The 18,764-nt window shown below is 70.6% G+C and carries 18 protein-coding genes; 9 read left to right on the top strand and 9 right to left on the bottom strand.

Going from position 1 to position 18,764, the window contains the following annotated elements:
* The first annotated feature begins 21 nt into the window (after positions 1-21).
* The 4 genes from FMP39_RS03010 (at position 22) to FMP39_RS02995 (ending at position 3,114) form a co-directional block, all read left to right on the top strand.
* Complete coding sequence (locus tag FMP39_RS03010) at positions 22-447, top strand: nuclear transport factor 2 family protein (RefSeq protein WP_194858215.1); 426 nt, start codon at positions 22-24, stop codon at positions 445-447.
* A gap of 369 nt (positions 448-816) precedes the next feature.
* Entirely contained in the window at positions 817-1,683 is an 867-nt protein-coding gene (locus tag FMP39_RS03005) for a hypothetical protein (RefSeq protein WP_141588514.1), read from the top strand.
* A gap of 37 nt (positions 1,684-1,720) precedes the next feature.
* The gene (locus FMP39_RS03000) at positions 1,721-2,299 is read left to right on the top strand and encodes a YceI family protein (protein ID WP_090491236.1); all 579 of its coding nucleotides are present in this window, start codon (positions 1,721-1,723) and stop codon (positions 2,297-2,299) included.
* Complete coding sequence (locus FMP39_RS02995) at positions 2,296-3,114, top strand: ubiquinol-cytochrome c reductase iron-sulfur subunit (RefSeq protein ID WP_141588513.1); 819 nt, start codon at positions 2,296-2,298, stop codon at positions 3,112-3,114. The genes FMP39_RS03000 and FMP39_RS02995 overlap by 4 nt, the downstream gene beginning before the upstream one ends.
* A 67-nt stretch (positions 3,115-3,181) precedes the next feature.
* Here the strand turns inward: FMP39_RS02995 and FMP39_RS02990 are convergent, their stop codons facing one another.
* From FMP39_RS02990 to FMP39_RS02965, 6 genes are all read right to left on the bottom strand, one after another.
* Complete coding sequence (locus tag FMP39_RS02990; RefSeq protein ID WP_141588512.1) at positions 3,182-4,330, bottom strand: CBS domain-containing protein; 1,149 nt, start codon at positions 4,328-4,330, stop codon at positions 3,182-3,184.
* Positions 4,331-4,440: 110 nt separating this feature from the next.
* Positions 4,441-5,565, bottom strand: a complete 1,125-nt coding sequence (locus tag FMP39_RS02985) for an ArsA-related P-loop ATPase (protein WP_141588511.1) — start codon at positions 5,563-5,565, stop codon at positions 4,441-4,443.
* Positions 5,566-5,617: 52 nt separating this feature from the next.
* Entirely contained in the window at positions 5,618-6,562 is a 945-nt protein-coding gene (locus tag FMP39_RS02980) for an ArsA-related P-loop ATPase (protein WP_141588510.1), read from the bottom strand.
* A 138-nt stretch (positions 6,563-6,700) separates the two neighbouring features.
* Positions 6,701-7,921, bottom strand: coding sequence for an ornithine--oxo-acid transaminase (rocD, locus tag FMP39_RS02975; protein ID WP_141588509.1), 1,221 nt, complete (start codon positions 7,919-7,921; stop codon positions 6,701-6,703).
* Between the two features lie 133 nt (positions 7,922-8,054).
* Complete coding sequence (locus FMP39_RS02970) at positions 8,055-8,738, bottom strand: hypothetical protein (RefSeq protein WP_090491242.1); 684 nt, start codon at positions 8,736-8,738, stop codon at positions 8,055-8,057.
* A gap of 78 nt (positions 8,739-8,816) precedes the next feature.
* On the bottom strand, positions 8,817-9,125 hold the full coding sequence (locus FMP39_RS02965; protein ID WP_228557603.1) for a hypothetical protein: 309 nt from the start codon (positions 9,123-9,125) through the stop codon (positions 8,817-8,819).
* A gap of 132 nt (positions 9,126-9,257) precedes the next feature.
* Here FMP39_RS02965 and FMP39_RS02960 point away from each other — a divergent pair, with 132 nt between their 5' ends.
* Both FMP39_RS02960 and FMP39_RS02955 read left to right on the top strand, forming a co-directional pair.
* Positions 9,258-10,208: a hypothetical protein gene (locus tag FMP39_RS02960; protein WP_194858214.1), complete on the top strand. Its 951-nt coding sequence runs from the start codon at positions 9,258-9,260 to the stop codon at positions 10,206-10,208.
* Positions 10,205-11,176 (top strand): zinc ribbon domain-containing protein, encoded by a 972-nt coding sequence (locus tag FMP39_RS02955; RefSeq protein WP_141588507.1) that lies wholly within the window; start codon positions 10,205-10,207, stop codon positions 11,174-11,176. Before FMP39_RS02960 ends, FMP39_RS02955 begins: the two co-directional genes overlap by 4 nt.
* Positions 11,177-11,198: 22 nt before the next feature.
* Here FMP39_RS02955 and FMP39_RS02950 read toward each other — a convergent pair whose 3' ends face one another.
* The gene (locus FMP39_RS02950) at positions 11,199-12,551 is read right to left on the bottom strand and encodes a protein kinase (protein WP_194858213.1); all 1,353 of its coding nucleotides are present in this window, start codon (positions 12,549-12,551) and stop codon (positions 11,199-11,201) included.
* A 90-nt stretch (positions 12,552-12,641) separates the two neighbouring features.
* Entirely contained in the window at positions 12,642-13,802 is a 1,161-nt protein-coding gene (locus tag FMP39_RS02945; RefSeq protein WP_141588608.1) for a serine/threonine-protein kinase, read from the bottom strand.
* 220 nt (positions 13,803-14,022) lie between these two features.
* On the opposite strand from FMP39_RS02945, the gene FMP39_RS02940 reads away from it, so the two are divergent.
* Positions 14,023-14,475 (top strand): helix-turn-helix domain-containing protein, encoded by a 453-nt coding sequence (locus FMP39_RS02940; protein WP_194858212.1) that lies wholly within the window; start codon positions 14,023-14,025, stop codon positions 14,473-14,475.
* 46 nt (positions 14,476-14,521) lie between these two features.
* Here the strand turns inward: FMP39_RS02940 and FMP39_RS02935 are convergent, their stop codons facing one another.
* Positions 14,522-16,153 (bottom strand): PAS domain-containing sensor histidine kinase, encoded by a 1,632-nt coding sequence (locus tag FMP39_RS02935; protein ID WP_141588505.1) that lies wholly within the window; start codon positions 16,151-16,153, stop codon positions 14,522-14,524.
* 386 nt (positions 16,154-16,539) lie between these two features.
* Here FMP39_RS02935 and FMP39_RS37310 point away from each other — a divergent pair, with 386 nt between their 5' ends.
* Both FMP39_RS37310 and FMP39_RS02930 read left to right on the top strand, forming a co-directional pair.
* Positions 16,540-16,986, top strand: coding sequence for a hypothetical protein (locus FMP39_RS37310; RefSeq protein WP_194858211.1), 447 nt, complete (start codon positions 16,540-16,542; stop codon positions 16,984-16,986).
* 95 nt (positions 16,987-17,081) lie between these two features.
* Positions 17,082-18,719, top strand: coding sequence for a PQQ-binding-like beta-propeller repeat protein (locus FMP39_RS02930; RefSeq protein ID WP_194858210.1), 1,638 nt, complete (start codon positions 17,082-17,084; stop codon positions 18,717-18,719).
* The last annotated feature ends 45 nt before the right edge of the window (positions 18,720-18,764 follow it).

The following is an 18,764-nucleotide window of genomic DNA, read 5'->3' as shown; positions in this document are numbered from 1 at the left end:
TCACGAGGAGCGAGGCAGCGCATGGCGACGGAGCGAGCGCAGCGGTTCGTGGATGCACTGGCGAAGCTGGAGAAGGAGGGGGACCTGGAGACCCTCGTCTCCCTCTTCAGTGACGACGCACAGGTGAGCAACGTGGCCTCGCCGCAGGTCTTCTCTGGCCAGGAGGGCGCCCGGCGGTTCTGGCGTGAGTACAAGGGTACCCTCCAACGCGTGGAGTCCACCTTCCGCAACATGATTGAGGCGGGCTCCCGCGTCGCGCTCGAATGGGAGACGCAGGGCACCGCCCACAACGGCGCGGCGGTGGCCTATGAGGGCGTGTCCATCATCGAGTGGGATGGCGACCGGATCCGCCGCTTCTATGCGTACTTTGATCCGCACGCGCTCGGCCTGGAGCTGACCACCGGCAACGCGCCGCGCTCGGAAGTCCCCGCCACCACCCCCGCGTGAGGCGTGAGGCCGCCCCGCCTCGGGGCGTCAGGTTGTTCCCTGTGAAGTGAGCCGCCGGGCTCGACGGCCCGGACGCGCCCTTCACCCCTGGCCGGTGCTCGACACTGAGCCGTGACCTTCAGACACCTCCCGATTCCCAAGTGCGGACGCTACCGTCAGCCGCCGCGTCCCCGGACTGCCGACGCTGTTCGAACAGGGGGGCCGCGGAAAATGATGCCGGTCCGCCGATTTTTGGGCGGTACCGTTCGACGCGATAGCGTTTGCTCCGTCCTCGGAGAAGGTGGGTTGGTGATGGTGTGGCGGAGGACACGCGCTCGGATGACCGGTCCTGACCCGGCAGTTTGCTTTGCGTCTACACGGATAAGCCTGATGACCCGCTTTGCTGCCTTCTTCGTCGTCCTGTCGTTGATTGCCGCCCCCCATACCGCCTGGGCCCAGCAGCGCCAGACCGAGTCCGCGAAAAAGACCCGGGCGGTGAAGTCCTCCACGAAGGCGAAGGCTACGAAGACGAAGGCCGCGAAGCCGGTCAAGGCCACGTCCAAGCGCAAGCCCGCGAAGAAGGGCAAGAAGGCCGCGCCGGCCGTGGATTCGCGGGGCGTGAACGCCCCGGAGCTTCAGGCCCAGCCCACGATGCAGGTGGAGCCCGCCAAGCCCCTGTCTCCAACGGACGATGCGCCCACCGCCCAGAAGAAGTCCGGGGAGGCCCCGGCGGAAGAGGGCGACTCGCTGGACTTCGACCTGCTGGAGCCCGCCGAAGCCGCGGCCGCCGCGCAGGTGGACCCGGACCTGGAGAAGCGCATTGGCCGGCGCCGCACCATGCTCAAGCTGCACCAGGGCCTGGGCTTCGCGATGGCCGCCGGTCTGGTCGGCACCACGGTGGTGGGCCAGCTCCAGTTCAACGACTCGTTCCGCGGCGGCGGTGATGACCGCAACCTGCTGGGTCTGCACCGGGGGCTCGCCATCGGCACGTCGGCGTTGTTCGCCACCGTGGGAATGCTGGGGGTGCTGGCGCCGGAGCCCTTCGAGAAGGAGAAGCTCCAGTGGGACACCATCACCGTTCACAAGATGTTCATGGCGCTCGCCACCGTCGGCATGGTGGCGCAAGTCATCCTCGGCATCATGGCCACGGACCGTTTTGGCCGGCTGTCCGAGACGGACCTGGCCACCGCGCACCAGATCTCCGGCTACGTGACGTTGGGCGCGGTGTCGGCCGGCGTCTTCACACTGTTCTTCTGAAGCGCATGCCTTTCGTAGTGGTTCCCTGGAGGTTGACGTGATTGCTCGACGAATCGCCCTGATCGCCACCCTGGTGCTCGCGCTGCCCGCAGTCGCGCAGTCGCAGGCCCGCACGTATAGTGTCAAGAAGGACGCCAGCTCCCTCACCTACAAGCTCAAGCACAAGCTGCATGAGGTGGTGGGCAAGGCGCCGCCCAGCGACGGCAAGGCCCGCCTGCTGCCGGACGGCACGCTCCAGGTGGCGGTGCGCGCCAACGTGAAGGACTTCGATTCGGGCAACGCCAACCGCGACGCGCACATGCTGGAGACGACGGACGCGGCCAGGTTTCCCATCATCGACTTCAAGGGCGTGGCCACCGGCGTGAAGCCGCCCACCAGCTTCCCGGCGAAGGTGCCGGTGAAGGTGAAGGGCCAGCTGACGTTCCACGGCGTGAAGAAGACCGTGGAGATTCCGATGACGGTGCTGTTCAAGTCGGAGAAGGAGGCGGTGGCCGAGGGCAGCTTCGACATCAGCCTGGATGCCTACAACGTCAACCGCCCGTCGCTGTTGATGGTGAAGGTGGACGACGTCCTGGTGCTGGAGCCCAAGCTGGTATTCGAGGTGGAGGGTACGTGAGTTCGACGCGACGAGGATTCCTCAAGGGCATTCTGGGAACAGGCGCGGCGAGCGCGGCGGCGACGACGCTGCCGGGCTGCGCGCCGGACATCAACCCCGCTCCGGTGACGGACGTCACGGCCAGCGAGCAGGGGACAGTGGACATCCTGGTGTCGCGCTATCCGGATTTGGAGCCCGTAGGCGGCGCGTTGACGGTCCGCGTCCCGGGTGAGCAGGTGCCGCTGCTGGTGGTGCACTCCAAGGACGACGGCGCGCCAAACGACTTCTCCGTGCTGTCGTCGCTGTGCACCCACGTGGGGTGCCCGCTGGGCTTCGACGGCAAGGACGTCATCTGTCCCTGTCACCTGTCGCGCTTCAGCGCCACGGATGGCTCGGTGCTCCAGCGGCCGGCCACCGTGCCGCTGCAGACGTTCGCGGCGGAGTACAACCCGAACACGGGCGTGCTGCGCATCAACCTGCGCGCGGGCCAGAGCGACTTCCCGGCCGCGGTGAACGGGCAGGTGGTGTTCCCGCTCAGCCAGTTCCCCCAGTTGCGTGACGTGGGCGGCTCGGTGACGGGGGTTCCGTCCGGGTACGGCAAGCGCATCTTCGTGTTCCGCTTGCAGGACGGTTCGCTGTCGGCGGTGGACTCCGTGTGCACCCACGCCTTCTGCGAGGTGAACTACCGGGAGCAGGAGGCGGACCTGTTCTGCGCCTGCCACGCGTCCATCTTCACGCGCGATGGCGCGGTGACGCAGGGCCCGGCCACCCTTCCCCTCAAGAAGTTCACGGTGTCGGAGACGGGCGACTCCGTGGTGCTGACCGGCGTGGCGTGAGCCATGCGCCGGGCGCGGGTGGGCCAGACACAGGGCCCGCCCGCACCCGAAGGGAACGCGGCATTGCTCAGCCGAGCCGGCTCCAGAAGGAGCGCTTGGAGGAGATGCGCTCCAGGGCTTGTTGCAGCTCCTCGTCGTGGTCGGCGCGCAGGGCGATGTCGCCCAGGGAGATGATGCCCACGATGCTGTCGTCGCGCTCCACCACGGGGATGCGGCGCAGCTGGCGGCGTCCCATCAGTCCGATGACGTCATGGAGCGTGTCGTCCGGCGTGACGGCCTCCACGTCATCCGTCATCACGTCGGACGCGCGGAGCTGTTCCGGCGAGCGGCCCCCGGTGAAGGCGCGAACCACCAGGTCCCGGTCGGTGACGATGCCCACCAGCCGGCTCCGCTCGTCCACGATGGGAACGACGCCGCAGGACTCGTCCTTCATGATTCGCGCGATGTCCCGCAGCGGACTTTCCGGGCGCGCCGTGCGCACGTTGCGCGTCATCACCTCGCGGGCCAGCAGGGGCTCGTGACGCCAGCGGCCGTGGCGGGCGCGGTCGTCCCGGCGGGAGGTGCTCGCCTCGGAGCGGCCCGCGACGGCGGTGTAGACTTGGGTGCTCGCTCCGTCACGCCGTGCGCCGGTGGACGAAGGCGCGCCTGTTCCTGCCCAGCGGTGGGTGCTCGCCTCGTCGCGGCCCGGGCCCAGGGAGGCGCTCCGGTTCATCCGGTAGCGGGGGCGCGCGTCTCCATGGCGCTCCTCGCCGTGCAAGCCGCGTTCACGGCCGTGGAAGCGCACGTCGCGGTGGGACTCCCCCTGTGGCGGCTGGGGGCGGGAGGGCTCGCTCCCGCCGCCGTAGCCGGAGCGGTCCCAGGGCCGGTAGTCGGCGCGTTGGCGAGAGAGCTCGACGTCCTGTTCGCCGGTGTCGTGCCGGGGGCCCCAGCCGGTGGCGTAGCGGCTGTCCCGGTCATCCCGGCCGTAGGGGCCGCTGTCCTCCGGGGGCGTGCCGTACATGTCCTCGCGAGGCCCGTCGTCCACCTGGGTGCGCGGCAGGGCCATGCGCATCGTCGCCGCGCGGTAGTAGCGGCCCTGCCGGGTGGAGGACTCCTCGTCGCGGGCGGGGTTCCAGCCGGTGAGGTCGGACTCGGCGCGCTCACGCGAGCCCGGAGGCGCCACGTCCGCCTCGCGGTGGGTTTCGTCCCTGCCGTTGTCCATGCTTCTGTGGGCCATGACGCTCCTCGGGCGAAGTCGGGTTCAAACTGCAACGCTGGTGGTGAGGCAGCGTGCCTCCAAGGGACGGGCGTCCAGGCGAGCGGGTGCTCGTCCCGCCCTGGCGTTCCTCACCCCGCGGCCAGTGCGTCACCCAGGCGCACCAATCCGCTGAACTCCTCCAGCTCCGCGCCTGCGTCCGGCGCGGCCACCGCGAGCGTCCCCAAGGGAAGGTGCCGGGTGAGGCGGTCGAGCACGTCGCGGTGGGCCTGGGCCCGCGCCTGCTCCACAGCGGCCAGGCGGGCCAGCGCCGCCACTGCGTGCTCCGCGTGACGGTCGCCTCCCGTGTGCTCCAGCAGTGCCTCCGGCGCCGCGAGCACGTCGTCATGGGCCCAGCTCCGGTTCAGCACGTAGCCCGCGAAGGGCAGGCCCCGCGCGGCCAGCGTCTCGCGGAACCAGGTGGCCTCGCGCAGGGAGGCGGGTTCGGGGGACGTCACCAGCAGGAAGGCCGCGTCCGGCGACGCCAACCGCTGGTGCAGCCGCTCCGTGTGCAGCCGCATGCCGGAGAAGAGGCCGCCGAAGGCGCCGATGAAGCCGCGCATCTCCTGGGTGAAGCCCGCGCCGAAGATGCCCGCCAGGACGCGGTCCACCACCGCCTGCGCGCCGTGCCACAGCCGCCCGCCGCGCGCCCCCTTCTTCGGGCCGAACAGCGACACGATGCGTTCGTCCAGGAAGCGCGCCAGCCGGCCGGGCGCGTCCAGGAAGTCCAGCGCGTGCCGGCTGGGGGGCGTGTCCAGCAGGATGAGCTCGTAACGGCCGTCCGTGAGGAAGGCGTCCAGGGCCTCGGCGGCGGCGTACTCCTGCACGCCCGCCACCAGCTCCGACAGGAAGCGGTAGAGGCGGTGGTCGACAATCGCTCGCGCCGCCTCGGGTGTGGGCGCCAGCTGGTGCACCATGCGCTCGAAGATGGCGCGCGGGTCCAGCATCCACACGTCGAGGAGGCCCGTGCCCCAGGGGCCGTCGGCGAAGAGGCGCTCGGGGGGAATCGACGTGGGTTCGGAGCCGCTCTCCTGCAACCCCATGGTCTCCGCGAGCCTGCGCGCCGGGTCGATGGTGAGCACCAGCACCCGCCGTCCCGCGCGCGCGGCGGCCACGCCCAGGGCCGCCGCCGTCGTCGTCTTGCCCACGCCGCCCGCGCCACACAGGACGACGATGCGCTTGTCCCGCAGCAGCCGGCGCAGGTCGCCCGCGCTCACGGCGTGCGCCCCTGTGACACGCGCCGGGGTCCACCGCCATGCGGTCCATGGCTCACGGCAGGGCCTCCTGCCAGGGTGCGTGCTCCGGGTGGGGGGCGAAGCCCTCCGCCAGCGCCTCGACCAGCGCGGGGCCCGTGGCGTGGAGCTCCGGCAGGGTGAGCAGCGGCGCGCGCAGCGCGCGTGACAGCCGGACGGAGGCGGCCCGGGCCCGCTCCAGCCGCTCCAGCTCACGCCACCCCTGGTGCCGCCCGTACGCGGCGAGCATCCGGCGCAGGGCGGCGCGGGACTCGGGCGTGAAGGGGTCCTCCGGCATCCGGTTGAGGACGGCCGCGGACAGCGGCAGCTCCAGCCGGCGCAACTCGGCGGCCACGGTGAGCGCCTCGCTGACGGGCAGTGGCTCCGGCAGGCTGGTGAGGACCACCGCGGTGCGCGCCGCATCCTGGAGGAAGTCGAGCCCCTCCCGCACGTCGCGTCCGATGGGGCCCCCGGGCATCAGGGACAGCACGCGCTGGGGAAGGGCGGCCAGCGCCAGCGCGTGTCCCGTGGCGGGCAGGTCGACGACGGTCAGCGGGTGGACGAAGCGTCCATCCGGCCGCGTGCGCCGGAGCAGGGCCAGCAACTGGTACATCAGCCCCATCTCCCGGAGCGCGGGCCCTGCTTCCAGGAAGCGGCGCAGGGCGCGGGTGCGCAGCGCGGCGTCGGCCAGCCAGCGCGCGGGCAGGGCGCGCTCCAGGAAGTGCCGGTGCCCTTCCGATGCGGACAGCCGCACGAAGTGGAGCCCGGGACGCACCCGCGTCACCTGCGGCCCCGCCTGGCGCGCCCCCACGCGCGCCGCCAGGGGCGAAGGCCCGTCCTGCTCCGGCGCCAGCTCCGCCAGCAGCACGGTGCGGCCCGCGCGCGCGGCGGCCACGGCCAGCGCCGCCGCCAGCGTCGTCTTCCCCACGCCGCCCTTGCCCGATACGAGCAGCGCACGCCTGTCCCAGAGGGCTTCGAGCACCGGCCACCGTCCTGTCGCAGCGCCCCAGGCCGCGCGCTGTTCCCCACACGGTGTGGAAGGCGAAACGCCTGGGCAACCGAGGCCCCGGTGCGGCCGTCCCAGGCACGCGGTCGCTCGCGTGCCCGGGTGGCGCTGGGACTACAGCGCCTCGATGACCTTCTTGATGCGCTCGAAGGCCCAGTCCAGCTCGGCCTGGGTGACGATGAGCGGCGGCGTGAGGCGGATGACGGAGTCGTGCGTCTCCTTGCAGAGCACGCCTTCCTTCATCAACGCCTCGCAGGCGGGCCGCGCGGAGATGTCCAGCGCCACGCCAATCATCAGCCCCCGTCCGCGCACCTCCACGATGTGGCGGTTCTTCAGCGTCTTCAGCATGGCCAGGAACGACGCGCCCATCTCGGCGGAGCGCTCCACCAGGCGCTCGTCGCGCAGCACGTCCAGGGCGGTGCGCGCCACGGCGCAGCCCAGCGGATTGCCGCCGTAGGTGCTGCCGTGCTCGCCGGGACGGAGCACGCCCATGACCTCGTCATCCGCCATGACGGCGGACACCGGGTAGAAGCCGCCCGACAGCGCCTTGCCCACCACGATGACGTCCGGCCGCACGTCCTCGTGCTGGAAGGCGAACGTCTTCCCGGTGCGCCCCAGGCCCGTCTGGATTTCATCCACCATGAACAGCACGCGGTGCTGCTTGCAGAGCTCGGCCACCTGCTTCAGGTAGCCGTCGCGCGGAATCAGCACGCCGGCCTCCGCCTGGATGGGCTCCATCAGGATGGCGCAGGTGTTGGGGGTGATGGCGCGCCGCACCGCCTCCACGTCGTCGTAGGGCACCACGGTGAAGCCGGGGGTGAAGGGGCCGAAGCCCTGCCGGTAGCTCCGCACGGTGGAGAAGCTGATGAGGCTGATGGTGCGCCCGTGGAAGTTGTTCGCGAAGACGATGACCTCCGCCTTGTCCTCGGGGATGCCCTTGACGGTGTAGCCCCACTTGCGCGCCAGCTTGATGGCCGTCTCGCACGCCTCCGCGCCGGAGTTCATCGGCAGCGCGCGGCTCAATCCAGACAGCTCGCGCAGCGCCTTGTACAGGTGGGGAAGCTGGTCGTTGCGGAAGGCCCGTGACGTCAGGGTCACCTTCGCGGCCTGCTCGCGCAGCGTCTCCAGGATGCGCGGGTGACAGTGCCCCTGATTCACCGCCGAGTACGCGCTCAGGCAGTCCAGGTACTTGCGGCCCTCCACGTCATGAACCCAGCAGCCCTCGCCCCGCTCGATGACGAGGTCCAGCGGATGGTAGTTGTGCGCGCCATACCGCTCCTCCATGTCGATGAAGTCTCGCGTGGAGAGGGCGGGGGCGGCGTGCTCGGTGCTCATGGAACTCCCTGGGGAATCGGGTGGCGCGAAGCAGGACCATCGATTTCGATGAAGTCCTTCGACGTGTCCACCCCCGCATCGCCCCAGGCGGCTGCTTCGTTGAGCACTGCACCCGAGCCCATGGCTCGCCGCGTCAGTGGACGGACCAGCGCTCCGCGATTTCCTCGCAGGCGAGCACCACGTCGCTCAGCCGCCGGATGTGCGCTCGCGGCGCGGTGAAGACCGTCCCCGCGAAGACGTCCACCACCTGGATGAGGCGGTGGTCACACGGGCCCAGCGGGCACAGGTGCTGCTCGGTGAAGCGCTGGAGCAGCGTGCCGATGTACTGCCCCGACCGCTCATCCAGCGGCTGGTGCTTGGAGAAGTACAGCTTCATCAGGCCCACGCGCGCGTTGCCATGTCTGTCCATGCGCTGGAGCACGACCTCCGGTCGCACGCTGATGGTGACGCCCGCCACCTCCAGCACGGGAGGCTCCGCGCCCACCGCGCTGATGAGCGTCTCCTCCAAATCCAACCAGGGCACCAGGTCCGCGAAGCGCTCGAGCGCCTCCGAGCACAGTTGCAGCCGCTGCGCCTCGAACTCCGTCTGGGGCACGCTGCACGCGAAGCGGCGCTGGTGCTCACGGAGGATGGACAGGTCCATGCCCCGGCAGAGGAAGTCCGTAATCGCATGCGACGCCTCCGGGTAGCGCAGGTACTGCTGCTCCGGCGGGTGCTTCTGGTCGTGGATGATGCGCTTGCGACGCGCGGGCGTGGCGACGAGGTACTCGCCCAACTTGTTCACGGACACACGCGGCAGTTCACGGATTTCCGCCATGGAATCGCTCCCCCTGGGTGCTGGCGAATGAGCACACAGTACAGAGGGGGGCTGACATGCATTGGGCGGCGTGAGTGCTCACTCCCTCTGGGGTTCGCCGTCGGGGTAGGCGCTCCAGTAGGTGTCGGGCAATGGGTTGGTGCCGGCGTCGCTGCGCGGACCATCCCCGTCCCCAATCTCATCCAGGATGGCGCCGGGCGTGCGCTCCGTCGGGTCGATGGTGCGCATGCGATGCGTGCCTTCCGACGACTCGGCGGCGTCCGCCTGGTCGCGCTTCTCTTCGCTCTCTTCTGTCTCCGGAGCGTGTTGCCGCGGTTCCTCCGTACGGCCGTAGTAATCCTCGGGTGGCTGGATGCCCGGCTGTTGCTGCTTGTCGCGCTGAGCCATGATGGATTCCCTCCGCCACACTATGTTCGTGACGGCACGGGTCCGCGGCAACGGGCCAACGGGCATGCACGCCAGGAGGGCAGGCCGGCGGACGGAATGGACGTCCCGGGTCCGGTGCGCCAAGACTGACGGATGGCCGAGCAATCTCAACAGACACCGTCCGCCGTGGCCGGACCGTTGCTCCATCTGGGGTGTCAGTCCTGTGGCGCGCGTCTGGTGCTGGAGCCCGCGCTGCGGACCACGCGCTGTCCCTACTGCGCCGCGCCCGCCGTGGTGGAGCGTCCTCCGGTGCCCGGTGTGCCCGAGCCCGTCTTCGCGCTGGGCTTCGCGCTCACGCACACGGCGGCGAAGGCGCATGTGGCGCGGTGGTTGCGTTCGCGCAGCCGCTTCACGCGCTCCGGCATCCGCTCCGCCGCGCCGGGCGAGGTGCGAGGCGTGTACGTACCCGCGTACCTCTACAGCGTGCTGGCGCAGGCGCGCTACCGCGCCTCCATTGGGGAGAACTACCAGGAGACGGAGACGTACACGACGACGGAGAACGGGAAGCGGGTGACGCGCACGCGCACCGTGACGCGCACGGAGTGGCGTTCGCTGGAAGGCGAGCGGGTCAGCTACGTGGCGGACGTGCTCGTCACCGCGTCCAAGGGGCTGGACAACGCGGAGCTGGAGGCGCTGGAGCCCTTCGACCTGCGCGGCCTGGCTCGCTACACCCCGGCGCTCATCTCCGGCTGGGTGGCGGAGGAGCCCTCGCTCACGCTGGCACAGTGCCAGGAGCTGGCCCGGAAGGAAGCGGTGGAGCGGGTGGGCGGGCTGTTGTCGCGCTTCATGCCGGGGGACTCGCACCGGGGCCTGGAGCATCAGTCCCGGCTGGACTGGGAGGCGCTCGACGTGTGCCTGCTGCCCGTCTGGGTGCTGGCGGTGAAGTACGCGGAGGACGCGCCGCCGCTGCGGGTGCTCGTCAACGGGCAGACGGGGGCCGTCCATGGCAAGGCGCCCATCTCTTCCTGGAAGGTGCTGTCCGCCGTGGTGGCGCTGCTGGTGGTGCTGGCCCTGGGCTGGCTGCTCGCGGGAGGTGGGCGATGAGCGCCGAAGCGGTGAGGGTGGCGCCCTGCCAGCGCTGTGACTCCGCGCTGGAGGCGGAGGACCTGCGTTGCCCCATCTGCGGGCTGACGGCGCCGCCTCCGCCGCATGCCGCGGTGGAGCGCGCGCGGGCGCGCGTGGTGCGGTGTGACAGCTGCGGCGCGGCGGTGGAGTACTCCGTGGAGGCGAAGGCGCCCCGGTGTGACTACTGCGGCTCCGTCACCCATGTGGAGACGACGGCGGACCCGGTGGAGCAGGCGCAGCACTGGCTCCCCTTCACCGTGGACACCGAGGCCGCGCGCGGCGCGCTGATGGGCTTCCTGGGGCGGGGCGGCTTCTTCCGGCCGTCCGGGCTGGCACAGGAGGCCTCGCTGGAGTCGCTGCGTCCGGTGTGGTGGCCGGCGTGGATGTTCGATGCGGGCGTGGACGTGAGCTGGACGGCGGACTCGAACGCGGGCTCGCGGCGGTCGAACTGGGCGCCGCACGCGGGCCGGACGCGCTTCGATTTCGAGGGCATCCCGGTGCCGGCCTCGCGCGGGTTGACGGTGCGGGAGTGCGAGGCGTTGGCGCCCCACTACCAGCGAGGCTCCAGGCTGGACACGCCCCAGGGGCCGGAGGGCGCGCACGTCGAGCGCTTCGAGGCCACGCGCTCGGGCGCCCGGCGGAGCGTGCTGGAGGCGGTGGAGCGCCTGGCCAGCGAGCGCCTCCAGCAGGGCGTCATTCCGGGCAGCCGCTTCCGGAACATCCACGTCGCCGTGGCGCTGTTCAGCCTGCGCACCCAGCGGCTGGCCCTGCCCGTATACGTGCTGGCTTACCGCAACCGCGACAAGCCGTACCGGGTGCTGGTGCACGGGCAGGATGCGCAGGTGGTGTTGGGCGAGGCGCCCATCTCCCCGTTGCGCGTGGCGGCGGTCATCCTGGCGACGCTGCTGGTGCTGGCGGCCGTGTTGTTCGGCATGGGCGTGCTGTGAGCTCGCCGTGACGCCACGCGCGTCACGGTGTGTCGGGCTCCTCGGGCGTCGTGGACTCAGGGGCCGTGTCAGGGGGCTCCGGTGCCTCGGGGCGTGCCTCGTCCGGTGCCTCGGTGGCGGCGTGCCGCGCGTCCGCTGCGGGTTCCACCGTCTGGGTGATGCGCGCCTCCAGCGTCAGCTCGGCCACCTGTGACAATCGGACCGCGGACCCCGCGGCTTCGCCCAGGGGCGTCTCGGACGAGGGCTCTCCGGCCAGGGCCGCTTCCTCCACGGTCAGCCCTTCCGGGTGCAGCCCGCCCTCGAGCAGCTCCGCCTGGTTGCGCCGGACCGTCGCCTCCACGGCGGCCTGCTCCACCTCCTGCGCGATGGCCTGACGACCCCGGTGGCCTCCCTGCGAATCCAGCCACGCGCGCAGCGCCTCCGCCATCTCCGCGCCCGTCTGGAACCGCTCCGAGGGGTTCTGCCGCAGCGCCCGCAGCAGGATGCGCCGCAGGGGCTCGGCGACCCCCGCCGCCAAGCGCTCCACCTGCTCCGGGCCCACCTGGGCCATGCGCGCCGCCACCTCCTTCACGGGCATCCACGTCGGCCCTTGCGCGTGAAGCTCCAGCGGCTCCGACTCCTGCACGGGCGCCAGGTCATCCACCATCAACGGGTGCCGGCCCGTCAGCAGCTCCAGCAGCACCAGTCCCAGTGAGAACAGGTCCGACCGGGCATCCACCTTCCGTCGCCGCAGTGCCTCGGGCGAGGCATAGGCGATGTCACCTTTCACCAGCTCCTGGCTCGTCACCTCGCGCCCGGAGAGCGACGAGGCCGCCACCGTGAAGTGGGTCAGCTTCACCTCGCCATGGATGCCCACGCGGATGTTCCGAGGGCTCACGTCCCGGTGGACGATGTGCAGCGGCCGGCTCCACTCATCCGTGAGGCTGTGCGCGTGGCTCAGCGCCTCCGCCACCTCCGCCGTCACGTGCGCCGCGAACTCCGCGGACAGGGGCCGCCGCCGCATGGCCGCCAGGTTCAGCACCGTGTCCAGTGAACGTCCTTCCACGTACTCCATCACCACGTGAGGCGCGCCGCGGTAGAGCTTCAGCAGCATCACCTTGGCGATGGCGGGATGGTTGAGCCGGAACGTGAGGTCCACCTCCTCCACCAGCCGTCGCCGCTCCACGAACGTGGCGGGGTTGCGCAGCCGCTTCACCACCACCGGGCCGCTCAGGCCATTGCGGTAGCGGCGCTGCGCCAGCATCAGCAGTTCCCCCGTGGAGCGCATCTCCAGCTTGCGGACGAACTCGAACACCGTGCCGGCCACGGTGAACAGCACGCGTGGCCTGTGGGGACCTCCAGGAAGCTCCTCGGTCGTCGTGTCAGGCGTCATCATGGGCTCATGGACCTCTGAGGTTGAATGAAAGTGAGTGGACTTCCCGGAGGGTCAGGCGCGCAGGCCCTTCCCAATGAGTGGCGGGCCGGCTCAGCGCCACGCGCGCAGCGTGGCCCAGAGCCGCTTCAGCGCGTCCCGCCACCAGGTGCTCGCGCGGCCCTCCGTCAAAGCCCAGGGTGAGGCGGGCTCGGTGGGAGGCGCGAAGGATGCTGGCGGGCGCGCTCGCTCCGGGACACGCATCCAGTGGCGCAGCTCGCGCGCTTCCTCGTCCCCGTCGAAGAACTCCAGCGCCTCCTCGGTGATGGCCTCCTCGGGAGCGAGGGGCGGAAACAGGTGCTCATCCCAGGCCGAGTCCGCGCCCGCCAGCGCCGCGTCCAGCGCATCGAACAGGGCCGCTCCCGATGGAGGCCGCCCCGCCGCGGAGGGCGACAGCAAGCGCGCCACGATGGCGTCCAACGCCTTCGGGACGCGCGGGTTGCGGACAGAGGGCAGGGGAAAGCCACCGGATTCGATGCTGGCCAGCAGCCCGGCGGGCGGCAGGTGCGCCGGGTAGGGAAAGCTCCCGGTGAGCACCTCGTAGAGCACCAGCCCCAGCGAGTAGAGATCATCCGTGGGCGCGAACGCGTAACGCGAGCCCGCGGGCCGAGGCTGTGCCCAGAAGCGCAGGGCCTCCGGGCTGCGATAGCTGGGGGTGCCCGGCGGCAGGGTGTCCTCGGTCAGCACGGGCGAGCACGCGTGGTCCCCCGAGCCGAAGTCCACCAGCACCGGCTGCCCATCCGACGCGCGGATGATGATGTTGTTGCCCTTGATGTCGCGGTGGAGCACGCCCGCGCGGTGGATGGCATCCAGCGTGAGCGCCAACTGCTGGAACACCTGCACCGCGCGCCGGGGCGTGGGCTGCGCGGCCAGGGCCCACTCGGACAGGGTGGGGCCCTCCACGTAACCCATGATGAGGACCAGGTAGCCATCGCGCGCATCCGGCCACCGCCGGTAGCCCAGCAGCTCCACGACGTTGGGGTGCTCCAGGCGCATGAGGACGTGGACCTCCTTCCAGGTCCGCGCGTCCGCCGCGGGCGAGTCCTCCTCCGAGGGGCCCTGGAGCGCGAACTTCAGCGCCACCTGCCGGCGCGTCTCGGATTCGGCCAGGAAGATGGCGCCAAAGCCGCCGGTGGCCAGCCGCCGGACGATGCGGAAGGCCCCCACCTCCTCTGACTCCTGGAGCATCAGCGGGTGCAGGTCCTCTCCCGGCATCACGGATGAACTCCCATGGGACCTTGGAGGTCCAATTCAGACGTGGTTCCAGCGGCTGTCATTGTGAGCGGCGTCATGATTCAACCTTGGAGGTCCATAGCATGACGTCTGCCCTTTGAGGTAGTGTCCTGACTTGAAAGGTAGGTTTCAGGGGAGGGGATGCGCCAGGGTGGCGGATGGAAACTTGCAGGACCCGGCGGGCGTGCCACCCTCGGCCGTCATGCGTGAGCCCGTCGACCACAAGCTGGCAGCCGTGCTGGGACGCGCCGCGCGTGAAGCCCGCCTGCGTCTGGGCCTCACCCAGAGCGACGTCGCCGAACGCATGGGCATGGCCATGGAGGTCTACAGCCGCCTGGAGCGCGGGAAGATGCTGCCCCGGACCCAGACGCTGCGCCGGCTGTGCGACGTGCTCCAGGTCTCCGCGGACACGCTGCTGGGCGTGGGCCGTCCCGACGGCGCGCCCGTCACGCCCCGCAAGGCGGTGAAGGAAGACCCGGTGGAGCTGCGCCGCATGACGCGCAAGCTGCGGGAGCTCGAGCCCGGTCAGCTCCGCGCGGTGTCCCGGGTGGTGAACGCCGTCGTCACCGTGCTGCCTCAGCCGGCGGCTCCGGCGCCCGCCGCCCCTGCGAAGCCCGCCGCGCGTGCGGCGCGCAAGCGCCGGGCGACGGGCTAGCGCTCAGCGCCGCCGAGCAGCACTTCCTCCACGGCGTGGGAGCGCTTCATGACGCCTTTTCCCGCGCCGCGTTCACGCTGGACATCTGGCAGGGCAGGCGCACGGTGAAGGTGGCGCCCTGGCCCAGCGTGCTTCGCACGTCGATGGTTCCACCCATGGCCTGGACGTTCTGCCGCGTGACGTACAGCCCCAGTCCCAGTCCGCCGTAGTGTCGCTCGGAGACGGCGCGCTCGAACTTCTCGAAGATGCGGCCCACCGCCTCGGGGGGAATGCCAATGCCTTCGTCACGGACGCTGAACCAGGCGTGCTCCGCCGTCCTGCCGACCTGTAGGTGGACGGGGTGACCCACGCCGTACTTGAGGGCGTTGGAGAGGAGGTTCGCCACCGCCTGCTCCAGTCGCGCCCGGTCCCATCGGCCCACCACCACCTCGTCCAGCTCCGCGTGGATGGGCGTCCCGGTGCGCTGGGACTCACCCTCGAAGCGCGCGGCCACCTCTTGGACCAGCGCTCCCAGGTCCACCGGCTCCAGCTCCAGGCGCAGATGACCGCTGCTGATGAGCGTCACGTCCAGCAGCTCACCCACCAGCGTCGACAGCCGCTTCACCTGCCGCTGCATGACCTCCAGGTCCGCGGGCAGCCGCTCCAGCAGCTCAGGTCCGCGCTGCTCCTGGGTGGCCCGTGCCAGCGTCTGCAGCTTCAAGCTGAGCGGCGTCAGCGGCGTCTTGAGCTCGTGGCTGGCCACGGTGAGGAACTCGTCGCGCAGCCGGATGGCCTCGTCCATGGCGGCCAGCAGCCGCTCGCGCTCCTGTTCGGCCTGCTTCCGCTCGGAGATGTCGATGACGGAGCCGATGTAGCCCAGGAACTCGCCGTTCAGCCCGAAGCGGGGGCTGGCCGAGTCGATGGCCCACCGGTACTCACCATCCTTGCGCCGCAGCCGGTAGTCGAGCCGGAAGGGGCTGCGCCGCGCGTTGGCGCCGAGGAACACCGTCCCTGAACGCTCGGAGTCGTCGGGATGCACGGCCTTGAGCCAGCCGAAGCCCAGGCCTTCTGCCTCCGTCTGTCCGGTGAACTCGTACCAGGTCCGGCTGAGATAGATGCAGCGGCCGGTGGCGTCCGTCACCCACAGCATCACTGGCGCGTGGTCCGCCATGTTCCGGAAGCGGGCCTCGCTCTCCTGGCGCGCCCATTGGGACGCCCTCTGCGCGGTGACCTCCCGCAGGGTGACGAAGACCCGGTCGCTCCGCTCCCTCGAAGGCCGGGTGAGGGTGAGCATCACCTCGATGCGGCGGCCCCCCAGGGTCTGGAGCTCGGTCTCCAACTCCAGCCGCGTGCCGCCGTCCCAGAACAGGAGGAGCTCGGCGGTGAAGGCCTTCGACGTCTCCGGAACGAAGATGTGGGACCGGGACAGGGACAAGGTGCGAAGCACCTCATCCCGGGTGCGCGCTTCGAGCAGGCGTACCGTGGCCTCGTTCACATCCACGACCTTCACCCACTCCGCGGCCTCCATCACGAACCCGGGATGCGCCGCGAGCCAGGCACGCAGGTCCTGGACGCCGGAGGCACGCAGGTCATCGAGCGCGGCCGAAACGGCGGTGAAGTCCTCTTCCCAGAGGGAGACATCCGCTCCGTTGAACAGCTCCTGGTAGCGCGCGTCTCCGGCTGTCTCAGCCCCACCCAAATGTGTCTCCTCCGTACCCCGGCCCGGGTGGATTGAGTCGACAGCGCGGATGCGTCCACCGCGTCACAAGGAGTCTGGAGCCGCCAGGAGTCAACGAACAGGCGTCTTTCTGGCGGCTCACGGTCGAACGCCTTCCTGGGGGGCCGCTACGTCCACCCGTCCGCCCGTCCGCCCGCTCGCCTTCCGCGCTGGACCCGCCAAGGTGCGCAGGGGCGCTCCCGTTCGTCGTCTTGGCTGTTCCGTGGGTGCCGCGACGGGTGCGCGCCTTGAACAACCGTTCAGGCTGGGGCGTGGCAATCCAACGCACCCGGCAACCTTCGATTGGAGACGCGGCCCCTTCTGGTGAGGATGCGGGGCCGGGGTCGACGACACAGATGGAGATGCGGATGCGCAAGCTGGCGTTGCTGTTGTTCGTGGGGTTGTGGCTGGGCTGCCGTGCGGATGGGACTGAGTCCGCGGAAGGCACACTGCCCCTGCATCCCCAGGAGACGTACACGTATCCCGGGTGCGCCAACGAGGACTACAACTGCCCGCGCCTGAAGACGGTGCACTGCGCGCTGGAGAGCCTGCGCGCGGAGCGCGACAGCTGCCAGCAGGACAGTGACTGCGTGGCCGTCACCGTCAACGGCCGGTGCACGGGCTATGGGGAGTGCCCCCCGGCGATGGTGAACACCGCCAGCCGCGCGGAGTTCGCGACGCGGGCCGCCGAGGAGGTGCTGCGCTACTGCACCGAGTCTCCCCTCTGCGCCAGCACCGGCCAGTGTGCCTACCCATCCTTCGTGCCCCGCTGCAAGCAGGGGCACTGCGTGGCGGAGCCAGGCGACGCCCAATGACAGACACAGGCGCACCGTCCGTGCGGGCTCCACTCGAGGTGGGTCCAGGGGGAGTCACTTGTCACGCGGACAGGGGCTCACCTAGAAGGCCGCGCATGCTTCGCAAGCCTTTGCTCTCCCTGCTGCTCAGCGCGTCTGTCCTTTCCGCCGCGTGCTCCGACGACGAACGGAAGCCGGCCGTGCTCATCATCGACCGGGAGACGGTCGACTTCGGTGAGCAGGAGGTGGGCCAGGTCTCCCCCGAGCATCTCGTCACCATTCGCAATGCGTCTCCGTCGGCGGTGGAGTCCGTGTCCGTCAAGGTGGAGGGCAGCGGGTTCACCATCGCCGCCAACACCTGCGAGCGCTTCCTCGACGCGGGCATGGAGTGCGAGGTGCGGGTGCGGTTCTCGCCCCGGCTGGCGGGGCCGAGCGAGGGCCGCCTCGAGGTGGCGGGCGCTCCCGACGTGGACAGCGCGGTCCTCAAGGGCATGGGCGTCGGCTATGTGGAGGTGCGGAGCCTGCCCGGTGACGGAGCGCACGTGGTGGCCGAGGAGGAAGGCTGGTTCTGCGGCGAGCCGTGCAAGGTGCCTGTCCGCAAGGCGCAGGTGACCCTCCGGACCGCGCCGGCGGGGATTCCGACCTGGGGCGGAGACTGCGTCGTGGTGGCGGGCGGCGGCTGCTCGCTCGTCATCGACGGGACGAAGGTCGTCTCCCTGGAGGCGCTCGATTCCCTCCTGCGGTGGGAGGCGCGGCGGGGCGCTCATCCGCGGAGCGTGGCGGTTTCGGCCGGTGGTGACATCGTCGTCCTGGAGGCCGGGCAGTTGCAGCGGCTCAGCAGCACCGGGGAGGTGCACTGGTCGGTCTCCCTGAGCGACGGGGTGGCGATGGCCCTGGATGGCGCGAGCAATGCCTACGTGGTGGACTCCTCCGGGCGGGTGACCCGGTACGACCCGAGCGGGCAGGTGCTGTGGACCGCGTTGGTGGCTGTCGAGAATCCCAGCTGGCCCGAGCTCGCGGTGAGCGCCAGCGGGCACGTCTACGTGCTGTTGAGCCTGGGCAACCATGAAATCGCGCGTCAACTCAAGCTCATCGCCGTCTCGCCGCAGGCTGCCGAGCGCTGGAGCCTGCTCTTCAATGAGGGCCAGTTCAACTACAGCTGGGGCCTGGCGGTGAATGCCCAGGGCGAGGTCTATCTGGCCGGCAGCGTGCACAACCGGGACGCGACGTCCGGGCAGTCGGTGTTCGTGAAGTCCTACTTGCGGAAGTACAGCGCCGAGGGCGCCATCCGGTGGGAGACTCAGGACATCGGGAACCTCTTCGCCGTCAACGCCGAGGGCGCGACGAGCACCCTCTCCCCCGGGGACGGAACCACCGAGGGCTTCACCCAGCGGTGGATTGGTGCGAACGGGATGACGCAGTGGAACGCGGCGGTCTCGAACGTGCCGGGCGTGGTCACCCTGCAGACCTTCTCGCCCTCCGGCACGCTGCTCGTCGGCGGGCACGAACTCCTCGAAGGCGGAACGGAGATTGGTCGAGGCTGGTTCGCGGCGATGAACCTCACGACCCGCGCGCTCGGCCCGGTGACCTACGTCGAGGGGAGCACTGGGGGCGGAGGCCCGGTCCGTATCAGCGGCCTCGCGCTCACCCCGGGAGGTCATGTCGTGGTGACCGGTGGCTTCAGCGCCACTTGGGACCAGGACGGGGGCTTCATCCGGGTGTACGACGGGCGCGTGCTCACGGGCGTGCCGTAGCGCCCTCTCTGCGCGGGGACCACGTCTCCACCGCTGCATCGCCAG

It is taken from the genome of Myxococcus sp. AB056, assembly GCF_006547365.1.
GTDB classification, from domain to species: domain Bacteria; phylum Myxococcota; class Myxococcia; order Myxococcales; family Myxococcaceae; genus Myxococcus; species Myxococcus virescens.
The sequence above is the reverse complement of the archived record's forward strand: the minus strand, read 5'-3'. Positions and strand labels throughout refer to the sequence as shown.

Coding starts and splice junctions, on each gene's coding strand:
- FMP39_RS02970 (WP_090491242.1), bottom strand. CDS start 8,738: ATGGCGGAAATCCGTGAACTGCCGCGTGTGTCCGTGAACAAGTTGGGC.
- FMP39_RS02945 (WP_141588608.1), bottom strand. CDS start 13,802: ATGCCGGGAGAGGACCTGCACCCGCTGATGCTCCAGGAGTCAGAGGAG.
- FMP39_RS02940 (WP_194858212.1), top strand. CDS start 14,023: ATGCGTGAGCCCGTCGACCACAAGCTGGCAGCCGTGCTGGGACGCGCC.
- FMP39_RS02990 (WP_141588512.1), bottom strand. CDS start 4,330: ATGGCCCACAGAAGCATGGACAACGGCAGGGACGAAACCCACCGCGAG.
- rocD (WP_141588509.1), bottom strand. CDS start 7,921: ATGAGCACCGAGCACGCCGCCCCCGCCCTCTCCACGCGAGACTTCATC.
- FMP39_RS37310 (WP_194858211.1), top strand. CDS start 16,540: ATGCGCAAGCTGGCGTTGCTGTTGTTCGTGGGGTTGTGGCTGGGCTGC.
- FMP39_RS02960 (WP_194858214.1), top strand. CDS start 9,258: ATGGCCGAGCAATCTCAACAGACACCGTCCGCCGTGGCCGGACCGTTG.
- FMP39_RS03005 (WP_141588514.1), top strand. CDS start 817: ATGACCCGCTTTGCTGCCTTCTTCGTCGTCCTGTCGTTGATTGCCGCC.
- FMP39_RS03010 (WP_194858215.1), top strand. CDS start 22: ATGGCGACGGAGCGAGCGCAGCGGTTCGTGGATGCACTGGCGAAGCTG.
- FMP39_RS02930 (WP_194858210.1), top strand. CDS start 17,082: ATGCTTCGCAAGCCTTTGCTCTCCCTGCTGCTCAGCGCGTCTGTCCTT.
- FMP39_RS02950 (WP_194858213.1), bottom strand. CDS start 12,551: ATGATGACGCCTGACACGACGACCGAGGAGCTTCCTGGAGGTCCCCAC.
- FMP39_RS02965 (WP_228557603.1), bottom strand. CDS start 9,125: ATGGCTCAGCGCGACAAGCAGCAACAGCCGGGCATCCAGCCACCCGAG.
- FMP39_RS02955 (WP_141588507.1), top strand. CDS start 10,205: ATGAGCGCCGAAGCGGTGAGGGTGGCGCCCTGCCAGCGCTGTGACTCC.